A 12527-nucleotide genomic window follows, 5' to 3' on the forward strand; every position below is an offset into this window, starting at 1 on the left:
AATCTGTTAGGTTGTTTTGTTTTTTTTGAAATTAATATAGCCCAATACTTAAATTTTAATGAAATAAAAATTGATATCTGTTAAATTGATGTTATACATAATAATTAAATTATTTAAGAAATGAGGGGTACTATGGACAAGTTATTAGAAGTTAAGCATTTGCACAAAACGATGGCAAATTCAGAATTTCAAATAAAAGATATTTCCTTTGAAGTGAGTGAGGGGGAGACGGTAGCCTTAATTGGTAATAATGGTTCAGGTAAATCAACTACGATTAATACAATACTTGGGGATTACATTAAAGATTCTGGAATAATTAAATTTTTTGGAAATGAAATCGGCCAAGAGGATTATACATATAAAGATTACATAGGAGTTGTTTTTGATGAACTGAAATTGACTAAAAAATTACCTATCTTTAGAGTGAACTCAATAATGGACGCTATGTATCAATCGTGGGACTCTAAACAATTTTTTAAGTTACTTAAGTTCTTCAATTTACCTGAAAAACGACGTGTGGAAACTCTATCACGTGGCATGTCGATGAAACTCGCTATTGCGATTGCATTATCCCATAATAGTCGCTTACTTATTCTCGATGAAGCAACAGCAGGTCTTGATGCTTCGAGTAGAGAACAAGTGTTAGAACTTTTGGAAGACTTTGTTGATCAAGGCAATGGTATAGTTTTGTCCTCTCATATATCTGAAGATATCGAAACAATAGCAGATCGCTTAGTTTTTTTACGCGATGGAGCAATAGTTATGAACGTGAGTAAACAATATTTATATGATAATTATGGTGTGATAGAAATGACTGCTGACGAATTTAATAAGATAGATAGCAATAGTGTCTATGCATACAATGGGCGAAAAGGTTATGTTAGAGCCTTAGTTTATAAAGATAAAGCTGATTTTAAAGTTAACGATATTAATAACGTTGATCAAGTTACAAAAATATTAATGAGAGGTGAAACAGCATGAAGGCATTAATATTAAATCAATATTATTCGTCTAAGACGCAAATACTTATTTATACTGCTTTAACGATAGTAATAGCCATTTTCTTCACCTTTTTTAGTGACAATACTGTCGGGGCTGCACTGTTAACTTGCATTTATCCTGCTTTAGGAGCGATGGACTATTTAAAAAAAGAAAGTGCGAGTGACTGGTTAAAATATGCCATTATTATGCCTGTAACAAGAAGAACCATAGTAAATACGCATTTTTTAGTACATCTTTCGCTCGTCCTAATTGGCTTTATTATATCGCTCATTATTATATCTATTTATAAAGCTTCAATTGTAGAAGGTCTGAGTAATTCGTTTATTGGCGTAGGTTTTGCACTTCAAATGTCATTAATTTATTTATTAACTTATAAGTTTGGCTCTGAAAATTCTAATGGTATTTATTTTATTGCTATGGTATTTTTATTGGTTCTTTTTTTTATTTATATTATCACAACAGCTTTTCTTCACAATAATCAAAATGCATTACTTTCTGATTTTGCCTTGAATAGTTATTATTTAATTTTAAGTATAATCATTGGATTAATTGTTTATTATTTCAGCTTAAAACATTTTGATAATGCAGATTTTTAACTAAAGACCGGTTGGAATTATTGAATTTCAATCGGTTTATTATTTATTTTGAGCAGCCTTTCCTACGGGAAAGGCTCGAGCCTATGGTCTCGAAACACTTTCTATTCCGTTAGGAGTCGTGCTCATAATAAGAGTGTGTTAAAAAGGTTGGTGGCAACGGTGTTATTCGGTTAAGTCTTTCATTCATTTTTAATTTTATTAGGGAGAGGATTGTAAGTAATATATTTTGAGTAACGCTTTCCTATGGGAAGGGCTCGAGCCTATGGTCTCGAGACACTTTCTATTCCGTTAGGAGTTGTGCTCAAAATAAGTGAGTGTTAATGGAATGGAAGTAACAGTGCTAATCGGTTAGCCATTTCATTTATTATTATTTTAATTAGAAAGTATTTGGAAAAAATATATTTTGAGCAGTGCTTTGCCTTGATTGAAATAAAAGTATTTTAAATTAACAAATTAAAAAAGCAATTTCTATTTAATGTTAAATAGAAACTGCTTCAAAATTTTTAGTGATTGTTATTCAACTCTGCGTCGTTTTAATAAATGGTAAATGATATAAACGATAATAATAAATAAGATAATGTACATAACGAATGAATATGTGTGTAAAGCGTTCATTAGTATATCCCAACTACCGCTTAATAATTTACCTAAATAAATAAGTAAGAAATTCCAAACTGTAGTACCGACTAGTGATAAAAACATAAACTTTACTACATTCATTCTGTTAATACCAGCAGGAATAGTAATTAAAACTCTTAATACTGGAATAAATCTACATATTAAAACGGCCCATGCACCGTAATGTTTAAACCAATCATTTGCTTTAGCTACATCTTTGCCTCTAAGTTTAATCCATTTACCATACTTATCTACAAAACGATATAAACGTTGCTCGGAAACTAGTCTACTAATATAATATAATATTAATAATCCGAAGAAGGAAGATACTGTAGATATAATAAATAAGACCGGAATTGATAGATCGGATTTTTCAGATAGTAAACCTGCAAACGTTAAAATAATTTCCGATGGTATAAATGGTAATATATTTTCGAATAAAATTAAGATCGCTATGGCGGCATAACCCCATGAACGAATAAATTCAGTTATTATTTGTTCCATACCTTAATAAAAATCTCCTTTTAAAATTACATAAACAATAATAGTCAAACTTTGCCAACTATCCACTAATTATAAGCTATTTTAATATTAAATGTATAATATTATTGTTAATTAATTATAAAAATACAGTAAAGAAACTTTTCTAGTGCTAGCTATGCGAAATGTAAGAATTTTTATTAATAAACATGATTTTTTATTGAAAACTTATTGTAAACGCTTACACATTATGGTAATATCATAAAAAAAGAACAAACAATAGGTCATATGATGACTGGCCTAAAAGAAAGTTGGGTAACTATGAAAGAAAAAAGAAGTAACGTTAGATGGTATTTTGCCATCGCATTCTTTATTATAGGGATTATCGCTTATATGGATAGATCAAATATATCTGTTATAGCAAAACCGATGATGGAAGATTTACATATGAATAAGACACATTTCGGTTTATTGGCATCATTATTCTCATTAGGATATGCATTAATGCAAGTACCTTCAGGGTTCTTAGCAGAAAAATATGGTCCTAAAAAGATGTTATCTATTGCATTAGTTTGGTGGAGTGCCTTTACAATTTTAACGGGTGTTGTTAAAAACCACGGTTTACTTTACACAGTTCGTTTCTTATTTGGTGTAGGGGAAGCACCAATGTATCCATCAAATGCTGTATTTAACTCATTCTGGTTCTCTAAAGGTGAAAAAGGTAGAGCGTCGAGTATGTTACTCGCAGGTTCTTATTTTGGACCAGTTATTGCGCCAGTAATCACAATTGCAATTTATAATGCATTTGGTTGGCACGCAGTATTTTACATATTTGGTGTTGTAGGGTTATTAATTGCTGTTTTATGGGCAATTATTGCGAAAGACTTACCAGAACAACACAAAATGGTAAATGAAGCTGAAAAAGAATATATCATGAATAACCGTGACGTTGTTTCAACTGAAAAATCTGTAGCACCTTGGAACAACTTCTTAAGAAGATTTAGTTTTTATGCCTTAGCGGCTCAATATTTTGTAGTACAGTTCGTAATCTCATTATTCTTAATTTGGTTACCAACATACTTAACTGAGCAACACGGAGTTCAGCTTAAAGATTTAGGTCCAGCTTCTGGTGCTCCATGGCTAGTAATGTTTATCTTAATTTTAACTGCTGGTACTGTATCAGATAAAATATTACAAAAAGGTAAATCTAAATTTATGGCTAGAGGACTATTAGCAATTATAGGTTTCGTCGTATTCTGTATTGCACTATTCTTCGCATTAAAAACAGATAACCTTGTGGCTAATGTTAGTTGGTTGTCATTATGTTTAGGTGGAATCGGTATTTCAATGGGTATGAGTTGGGCTGCTGCTACTGACTTGGGCCGTAACTTTGCTGGTACTGTTTCAGGTTGGATGAACATGTGGGGTAACATTGGTGCCTTACTCAGTCCATTATTAGCGGGTTTCTTTGCAGATAGAATTGGCTGGAACAACACATTAATGCTTATCATGGTTCCAGTTGTATTTGCGATTATTATGTGGTTCTTCGTTAAACCAGATAACTCATTAGTACAAAATAAGACACAATAATTGATTATTTCTCACTTTGATAATAAGCTAGTGTAATAATTTAACACCTGTGAAGGAGGAACGTTTTATGATTACCGTAAACGCCATTATGAAAGTGAACCCAGACAAACGCGAACAATATTTAGAATTAGTAAGTCCCTTAATCGAAGCAGCAAATAAAGAGGAAGGTTCTTTATATTATGAACACTTCGAAAAAACGGATGAACCTAATACATTTGCAATGATTGAACGTTATAAAGATGAAGAAGCTGCACAAGCTCATAATAACTCTGATCATTTTAAACACTTTTTTGCTAATGTGCCTCAGTTGTTAGTTGCTAAACCAGACATTACAATAAGTACAAGTAAATAGTAAATAAGCAAAGACTTCTTTAAGATAGTAAAATCTTAGAGAAGTCTTTTTGTTATGCTTAAAATAGGGCATAAAAACATGAAATTATGATAAAGCATTATAACGATGTATAATTATATATGATGTATTTTATATTAAGTTATTCAAAATCAATTACCTCATATAAATTTACTTTTTAATAAGGAGTGATTACATGTTATACCAACATGGCACTTTAGGGACTTTGATGGCAGGTATGTTAGATGGTACAGCTAAAATAAGTGACATACTGCAACACGGTGATTTAGGGATAGGTACCTTAACTGGCTCTGATGGCGAGGTGATCATTGTCGATGGCATAGCATATCATGCGAATGAACATAATGAGTTTACAGAGTTAACCGGCAATGAAATGACACCATTTGCTACTGTGACGCCCTTTGATCCCGATTTACAATTTGACGTGCGTGTTATTAGTGATCAGGAGGCAGTGCTAAACGAAGTATTGCATCAAGTGAACAGCGAAAATATTTTTATAGCAGTGAAGATTACTGGTAAATTTGAAATGATGCACGTACGTATGATGCCTAAACAAGACAAACCCTACACTCGCTTAATTGAATCGGCAAAAAGACAACCAGAATATACTAAGGAACAAATTCATGGTACAGTCGTCGGTTTCTTTTCACCTCAATTATTTCATGGCATTGCAGCCGGTGGATTTCATTTACACTTTGTAGATGATGACCATACTTTTGGTGGGCATGTTTTAGATTTTGAAATGAATAGTGGTAGTGTAGAAGTGAGCAAGATAGAAACATTAGAACAACATTTCCCTACAGATAATGAAGAATTTTTAGAAGCGGATATAGACTATTCTAATATCAATGAAGATATTTCCGAAGCTGAATAATAAAAATTTTTAACACATTTATTTTTGAAGCATGTTAAACTAGAATAGAAGATAATAAATAAACTTTAGTGACAACAAATATAATAACTATTATAGCTATAAATAATAAACAGCCTCACAGTGAATTTTACGCTGTCAGGTTGTTTTCTTATTGTAGATTACATCAGGTTGTGTTTTATTTTATATTTCTAATTTTATACAGGGCACAATTTGGCAACTAAATTTAATTAAGACATGAAATAACGTGCCTTTTTACATGCTACTTTACAACTTTACGAGTTGTAATTTTCTTTCGATAGCATTCAATCCACTCAGTAAAACTTTTTAATAAATGTATGGTAAAGCGTACATAGTATATGCCACAAATTTTTATTAATTACAGAGAAAAAATAACTAGGAGATGAACAAACGGTGATTAATTATTTAAAATCATTAATCAAGTTCGATAAAATAAAAATCGATCCATTAAAGGGAACGAGACAAGCTATATTAATGTTTATCCCACTTATAATTGGTTATCTTATGGGTCAATTACAAATTGGTTTGTTAATGGCTACAGGAACATTAGCGCACATATATGTATTCGGAGGTTCTGCACGTTCCAAACTACGTATAGTTTTGTATTCAACTATAGGGCTATCCATTGCAATGGTTTTAGGTTCGCTTACAGTGACCCAACCCCTTATGTTTGGCATGTTATTACTCGTCGTAACAGTTGTACCTTATTTTATATTTAGCGCGTTAAATATACCCGGTCCATCATCCACTTTCTTCATAGTAGCCTTTAGTTTACCTATTAACTTACCGGTAGCACCCGAAGAAGCGTTGATGAGAGGTATAACGATGTTTGCTGGTGGTTTGCTAGCCACTTTAGTCGTTATTGTGAATATTTTAATTTCAAAAGAATCTGCAGAATTTAAAGCAGTTAAAAATGAATATTCAATTATTAAACAGTTAATTGCGCAATTTAATGATGAACAAGCATTTGCTACAACTTCTAGAAAAGCGGTTAATGTGTTTAAAAATGCAGATAATCAATTTATCGCAGCGAGTTTACCAAAAGGTAAGAAAACAATTAAATTTCAAAAGTTATTAATCTTACATAACTTAGCACAAGGTATGTATGCCGAATTGTTAGAATTAAATGCTAGGAATAATAGACCGTTACCTACTGAAATTGTAGAAATGGCAACATATATAAGTGATATGGTTACGAACAAAGGTCAAAATAATGAACTATGGCGTAAAGAAATAAGCGTGAGTCACGTTTATCAAAATTTAATTGACTATATTTTTAGAGTAGATGAAATTATGCATGCCAATGATAAAAAAATAGTTCATGAAATTGATATTAGAATACCAATTTATGGTCAACATATGTATCAAAATTTAACGTTAGATTCTATTATATTTAAGAATACTTTAAGATATATAGTCATAATGGGAGTTTCTATTTTTGTAGCTTTAATGTTCCACTTTGACAAGGCGTATTGGATTCCATTATCTGCACATACAGTATTAGTAGGTAGACATACAATGCATAGTCTCGAAAGAGCGGGTGCAAGGGGTATCGGTACTGTATTAGGCGTCGTGGCATTGTCTTTAATTCTAATAACTAATCCATCCGTACCTGTAGCGATCGCTTTACTTGCGTTGACTGCTGGTATTACAGAAATGTTTGTAGGTGCGAATTATTCTTTCGCTGTTATATTTATTACGATTCAAGTGTTATTGTTAAACGGTCTAGCGTCTCAACATTTAACACTATCGATAGCCTTACCGCGTATTACAGATGTTATGGTCGGCGTTATTATCGGTGCGATAGGATTAGTAATATTAGGTAGAAAGACTGCTTCGTCTATGTTACCTAACTCTATAGGTGAAGTGGTAAGAGCTGAAGCGAAAATATTCCATTACCTTTTTTCAACTAATAGTTATGACAAACAAGAAGAGGGCAAAAAAGAAATGTTATTGTTAAGCGTTAAACTAAATAATATGTCACGCGTATATGATAGTGCGAATGGTGAGATTTTTAATCATAAAATTGCAATTCAAAATTATTATCCAACTATCTATGCTTTAGAAGAAATTAGCTTTATGCTGACACGAGCTTTAAACAACAATAAGCGTATCCATATAGATGATGCGCAAATGGGAGAATATTTAGTCGCATTTGAAAATATTGCAAAACATTTTGATCATAATAATTATCTTTTTGTGAAAGACTTATCGACGTTACCGCAATATGTGTATATTACAGAGGCGTTAATGAATATTCAACATAATTGTACCCATACTAATAATGCGTAAAATAGACTTGTTAATAAGTTTTAGATAGTCAGTAAGTGGTAAAGCATTAGAAAAAGAAAGTGTGATGATAAAATGCCTTGGACTATGGAAGACTATCCACAAAGTTGGAAAAACTTTGATAAATTAGAACGTAAAAAAGCGATTGATATTGGCAATGCGATGCTTAAAGACGGTTACAGTGAAAGTGATACAATTCCAATTGCGACGAAACAAGCCGAATCTTGGTATAAGAATGCTTCACAACAAGAACTAGACGAATTAAAAAATAAAAAGATTACGCAGCATCAAAAAGATAGTGAAGCCAATCCGGAACTTAACGAACGTGACGTTCATGTATATTTTGAAGACGATAGTTGGAAAGTGAAAACAGATGGAGCCAAACAAGCGTCAGATCGTTTTGATAAAAAGGAAGACGCGATGAAAAGAGCACGTAATATCGCAGATAATAGAGATGTAGAAATAATAGAACATAAAAAAGATGAATAATTTAAAGACAGAGGCTGGCGACGATGTGATGTCGCCAGCCTTTGTCTTTTAGTATGTACAGTTATAATAGTCATACGAAGGGGTAAGTAAAATGTAAGTAATTATAGGGGAGGTGTGTACCATGTATATACCAAAATACTATCAAATGCACGATTATGAAGAAATTAAACAGTTTATGCGCAACAATAATTTTGTCACTATAATTACAACTGACGGAGTAAGACCAATAGCAACACATTTACCAGTGAATATTGAAGAACACAGTAATGTTTTATATATTTCAGGACATTTTGCGAGAGGTAATAAACAGTGGCAGACGATAAATAATAATGACAATATATTAATTATATTTCATGGTCCGCATGGCTATGTTTCTTCTACTTGGTATGAACAAGAAGACGTTCCAACGTGGGATTATGAAAGTATTCATACATATGGTGAAGGTCATTTGCTTAATGAAGAACAATTGGCTGTAGATTTAACAAAACTATTAAAGCAATACGAACAACACCGTGAAAATGGAGCAACTTGGGATAATTTGTCGGACCAAACGAAAAAACAAATTAAAGGTATTGTAGGGTTTAAAATAAAAGTAACAAATATTGAAGCAGCTTATAAACTAAGCCAAACACGTAGTGAACAAGAGAAGCGGAATATAGCATCACAGTTAAATAACAGCGATAACTCTATGGATCACATTTTAGCTGATGAAATAGAGAAGCAATAAAATGATATAAAAGATAAGCGAAGTGCGAATCAAAAAAGATTCGTGCTTTTGTTGTTGGTATAAAGGAGTTTTAGCGTATAATAATAATTGTACAAATACAAAATACAAGTGTATTACTTAAAAAATCACTTCAAATAAAGTATACTTAACTTAACAAAGATAAAACCAGGGGGAATGAAGGATGTATGTTGAACGCAAGCCTTCACTATATTTAGAAGAATTAAGAGAAGATTTTAAGCATAGTTTTAACAACTTTAACGATTCTGACGAAGCATTTTCGACACTTGTAGATTTTGTAAGTTTGGACCAAGTATACAGTTCTGCACTCAAAGAGATAAGTACGAAATTAGATATATTGGATGATAATTTCCAACATATTTATAAACATAATCCAATACATCATATGGAACGACGCGTAAAACAATTGAGTAGTGTAATTTCAAAATTACAGCGTAAGGGGTATGAAATATCAGCAACTTCGGCACGAGAAAACTTGCAAGACATTGCAGGGATACGCGTAATTTGTAATTATATTGAAGATATTTATGCGATAGAAAAAATGTTATTAAAACAAGGCGATATTGAATTGTTAAAACGTAAGGACTATATTGAATATCCAAAGAGTAATGGTTATCGCAGTTTACATTTAGTCGTAACTGTACCTGTATTTCTCGCAGATTTTGTAGAATATGTGCCGGTAGAAATTCAAATACGAACTATCGGCATGGATATGTGGGCAAGTTTAGAACACCAAATTAGATATAAAAATGAAGCTAACACTGAAAAATATCGCAGCCTATTAAAACAATGTGCCACACAAATTACCGATGTAGAACATACAATGCAAGATATACATTCCGAAGTTTTTGATCAACATTCATATAAATAAAAGTACAACAAAAATCAGCTATCTAATTAACGTTTACAGCGAAAATTAGATAGTTTTTTTATGCTTTAATGTCTTTAGTGCAGTGACGTTATAAGATAATAATTTAAAATTATTTCTTAGCTTAGGATAATTAAATTTAAAATTAAAAAAATTATTAAATGTGGAAGCGTTTGCAATTTTTGCAGATTTGTACTAATATACTTGTATACAAGTATATTAGATGTTTGTGAGGTGAGTGATTGTGGAATTTGAATATCCAGAACAATGGCTAGAAGGCGCATCGAAAGGTGAGATGATAGCAGCTGAAATTCGTTTGCAAATTGTTAAAGGAACCATTGAACCGGATACTTTATTAACGGAGAATCAAGTGGCTAAAACGTATAACGTTAGTCGTTCACCTGTACGTGACGCTTTTAAATTATTGAAACAAGATCAATTAATTCATTTGGAACGTATGGGAGCAGAGGTATTACCATTTGAAGAAAAAGAAAAGAAAGAATTATATGATTTACGTATAATGTTAGAGTCTTTTGCCTTTTCAAGATTAAAAGAACAACAACTTGAGCAGGTCGTTAAAGAATTAAGTAAACAGTTAGAAATGATGAAAGTTGCCGTCCAATTTGAAGATGCTGAGTCGTTTACAGAACATGATATTAAATTCCATGAAGTAGCAATTTTAGCTTCTAAACATCAGTATTTAAAAACTTATTGGAATAATTTAAGTCCGGTAATGGAAGCTCTCATATTATTGTCTATGCGTCATAGAATGCACAACGATAAGGAAGATTTTGAACGTATCCATTACAATCACCAAACGTTTATTGATGCGATTGCTACGCAAGATTCAACGAAATTAAGACATGCATTCCATTTAAACTTTGACGATGTCGGTGAAGATATTGAAAGTTTTTGGTTGAAATAGAAAAGTGTAAGTAATTTAGGAGATGACAAAATGAAATATATGATTGGTGTCGACATTGGTACAACAAGTACTAAGTCCGTATTATACGATGAGCAAGGTAACTTCATCTTAAAGCATAATATTGGTTACCCACTCAATACACCGAATGTAGATGTATCTGAAGAAAATCCCGATGAATTATTCGATGCTGTGTTAATGACAATCAAATATGTTATTAGAGAATCTGGAATTAACAAAGATGATATAAAATTGGTGTCGTTTAGTGCACAAATGCATAGTTTAATCGCGATGGATAGTAATCATCAGCGCTTAACAGAAAACTTAACTTGGGCGGATAATAGAGCAAGTAAGTATGCTGAACAAATTAATAATCAACATAATGGTGTTGAAATTTATCAAAGAACTGGTACACCTATCCATCCAATGTCCCCGTTATCTAAAATATTTTGGATGAAGCATGAACAACAACAAACATATAATAATACAGCTAAGTTTGTAGATATTAAAACGTATATCTTTTATCAATTATTTGAGCAATATGTAATCGATCAGTCAATGGCTTCTGCAACTGGCATGTTGAATTTAGAATCATTGCAATGGGATGCCGAAGCATTACAATTACTCGGAATTGATGAAAGCCAATTACCTGAAGTTGTTCCAACAACGCACATTTTAACTGGCATGAAAAAACGTTATGCAACGTTAATGGGACTGAATGAAGACACACCATTTGTAGTAGGTGCAAGTGATGGCGTGTTATCCAATTTAGGCGTTAACGCGTTTAAAAAAGGTGAAGTCGCCGTGACTATTGGTACTTCAGGTGCTATTCGTACTGTAATAGATAAACCACGTACTGATTACAAAGGACGTATTTTCTGTTACGTCTTAACTGAAAATCATTATGTTATCGGTGGCCCAGTTAATAACGGTGGTGTTATCTTGCGTTGGCTGCGAGATGAAATATTAGCAAGTGAAGTAGAAACAGCTAAACGCTTAGGCGTCGATACTTATGATGTATTGACACAAATTGCAAGTAGAGTGAAACCAGGTGCGGAAGGTCTTATCTTCCATCCTTATTTAGCAGGTGAGCGTGCGCCACTTTGGAACGCAGATGCCCGTGGTTCATTTTTCGGATTAACGCTATCACATAAAAAAGAACATATGATACGAGCTGCATTAGAAGGCGTATTATATAACCTTTATACAGTTTACTTAGCATTGATTGAAGTTATGAACGAAACACCAAGCACGATTAAAGCAACAGGTGGTTTTGCTAAAAGTAAGGTTTGGCGTCAAATGATGGCAGATATCTTTGATACACACTTAAGCGTCCCTGAAAGTTATGAAAGTTCTTGTTTAGGAGCTTGTGTATTAGGAATGAAAGCACTTGGCGAAATAGAAGATTTCTCAATTATTGAAGACATGGTTGGCACGACGAATGAACATGAACCTGATAAAGAGCAAGTACAAACTTATCAGCAATTGGTCTCAATATTTATTAATTTAAGCCGTTCTTTAGAAGAACGTTATGCTGAAATTGCAGATTTTCAACGTCAAAACATGACGACAGAGTAAAAGAGTTTATAGAGAATAGGTGACACAATAACAGTGTCACCACGCTATTCTCATTAAGTTAGCAACAAATTTTTTTGGGAGTAAAAGA

At 32.4% G+C, this 12527-nt stretch carries 12 protein-coding genes; 11 read left to right on the forward strand and 1 reads right to left on the reverse strand.

The window, feature by feature from the left end; genetic code table 11:
* Positions 1 to 132: 132 nt before the first annotated feature.
* Both C7J89_RS03745 and C7J89_RS03750 read left to right on the forward strand, forming a co-directional pair.
* A complete protein-coding gene (locus C7J89_RS03745; RefSeq protein ID WP_103296145.1) occupies positions 133 to 981 on the forward strand; it encodes an ABC transporter ATP-binding protein in 849 nt (282 codons plus the stop codon).
* Positions 978 to 1598 carry an ABC-2 transporter permease gene (locus tag C7J89_RS03750; RefSeq protein WP_103296146.1) on the forward strand — a complete coding sequence of 207 codons (621 nt, stop codon included), beginning with the start codon at positions 978 to 980 and terminating at the stop codon, positions 1596 to 1598. Before C7J89_RS03745 ends, C7J89_RS03750 begins: the two co-directional genes overlap by 4 nt.
* Before the next feature lie 513 nt (positions 1599 to 2111).
* Here the strand turns inward: C7J89_RS03750 and C7J89_RS03755 are convergent.
* Entirely contained in the window at positions 2112 to 2720 is a 609-nt protein-coding gene (locus C7J89_RS03755) for an undecaprenyl phosphate transporter UptA (protein ID WP_061853686.1), read from the reverse strand.
* Between the two features lie 297 nt (positions 2721 to 3017).
* On the opposite strand from C7J89_RS03755, the gene C7J89_RS03760 reads away from it, so the two are divergent.
* From C7J89_RS03760 to gntK, 9 genes are all read left to right on the forward strand, one after another.
* Positions 3018 to 4286: a pyruvate MFS transporter gene (locus C7J89_RS03760; protein ID WP_103294952.1), complete on the forward strand. Its 1269-nt coding sequence runs from the start codon at positions 3018 to 3020 to the stop codon at positions 4284 to 4286.
* A gap of 67 nt (positions 4287 to 4353) precedes the next feature.
* Positions 4354 to 4638 carry a putative quinol monooxygenase gene (locus C7J89_RS03765; protein ID WP_061853685.1) on the forward strand — a complete coding sequence of 95 codons (285 nt, stop codon included), beginning with the start codon at positions 4354 to 4356 and terminating at the stop codon, positions 4636 to 4638.
* A 193-nt stretch (positions 4639 to 4831) separates the two neighbouring features.
* On the forward strand, positions 4832 to 5530 hold the full coding sequence (budA, locus tag C7J89_RS03770) for an acetolactate decarboxylase (protein WP_061853684.1): 699 nt from the start codon (positions 4832 to 4834) through the stop codon (positions 5528 to 5530).
* 411 nt (positions 5531 to 5941) lie between these two features.
* Entirely contained in the window at positions 5942 to 7840 is a 1899-nt protein-coding gene (locus C7J89_RS03775) for an FUSC family protein (protein WP_061853683.1), read from the forward strand.
* A gap of 72 nt (positions 7841 to 7912) precedes the next feature.
* Positions 7913 to 8326 (forward strand): DUF2188 domain-containing protein, encoded by a 414-nt coding sequence (locus tag C7J89_RS03780; protein WP_061853682.1) that lies wholly within the window; start codon positions 7913 to 7915, stop codon positions 8324 to 8326.
* Positions 8327 to 8447: 121 nt separating this feature from the next.
* Positions 8448 to 9053 (forward strand): FMN-binding negative transcriptional regulator, encoded by a 606-nt coding sequence (locus tag C7J89_RS03785; protein WP_103294925.1) that lies wholly within the window; start codon positions 8448 to 8450, stop codon positions 9051 to 9053.
* A 181-nt stretch (positions 9054 to 9234) separates the two neighbouring features.
* A complete protein-coding gene (locus C7J89_RS03790) occupies positions 9235 to 9942 on the forward strand; it encodes a GTP pyrophosphokinase (RefSeq protein WP_103294926.1) in 708 nt (235 codons plus the stop codon).
* 241 nt (positions 9943 to 10183) lie between these two features.
* Positions 10184 to 10864, forward strand: coding sequence for a GntR family transcriptional regulator (locus C7J89_RS03795; protein ID WP_103294927.1), 681 nt, complete (start codon positions 10184 to 10186; stop codon positions 10862 to 10864).
* 30 nt (positions 10865 to 10894) lie between these two features.
* Positions 10895 to 12439, forward strand: a complete 1545-nt coding sequence (gene gntK / locus C7J89_RS03800; protein WP_103294928.1) for a gluconokinase — start codon at positions 10895 to 10897, stop codon at positions 12437 to 12439.
* Positions 12440 to 12527: the final 88 nt, after the last annotated feature.

The sequence above is a fragment of the Staphylococcus kloosii genome (assembly GCF_003019255.1).
GTDB lineage: Bacteria > Bacillota > Bacilli > Staphylococcales > Staphylococcaceae > Staphylococcus > Staphylococcus kloosii.

Excerpts from the sequence above, each read along its gene's own strand:
- C7J89_RS03780 (WP_061853682.1), top strand. The coding sequence starts at position 7,913 with ATGCCTTGGACTATGGAAGACTATCCACAAAGTTGGAAAAACTTTGAT.
- C7J89_RS03750 (WP_103296146.1), top strand. The coding sequence starts at position 978 with ATGAAGGCATTAATATTAAATCAATATTATTCGTCTAAGACGCAAATA.
- gntK (WP_103294928.1), top strand. The coding sequence starts at position 10,895 with ATGAAATATATGATTGGTGTCGACATTGGTACAACAAGTACTAAGTCC.
- C7J89_RS03755 (WP_061853686.1), bottom strand. The coding sequence starts at position 2,720 with ATGGAACAAATAATAACTGAATTTATTCGTTCATGGGGTTATGCCGCC.
- C7J89_RS03790 (WP_103294926.1), top strand. The coding sequence starts at position 9,235 with ATGTATGTTGAACGCAAGCCTTCACTATATTTAGAAGAATTAAGAGAA.
- C7J89_RS03745 (WP_103296145.1), top strand. The coding sequence starts at position 133 with ATGGACAAGTTATTAGAAGTTAAGCATTTGCACAAAACGATGGCAAAT.
- C7J89_RS03765 (WP_061853685.1), top strand. The coding sequence starts at position 4,354 with ATGATTACCGTAAACGCCATTATGAAAGTGAACCCAGACAAACGCGAA.
- C7J89_RS03785 (WP_103294925.1), top strand. The coding sequence starts at position 8,448 with ATGTATATACCAAAATACTATCAAATGCACGATTATGAAGAAATTAAA.
- C7J89_RS03760 (WP_103294952.1), top strand. The coding sequence starts at position 3,018 with ATGAAAGAAAAAAGAAGTAACGTTAGATGGTATTTTGCCATCGCATTC.
- budA (WP_061853684.1), top strand. The coding sequence starts at position 4,832 with ATGTTATACCAACATGGCACTTTAGGGACTTTGATGGCAGGTATGTTA.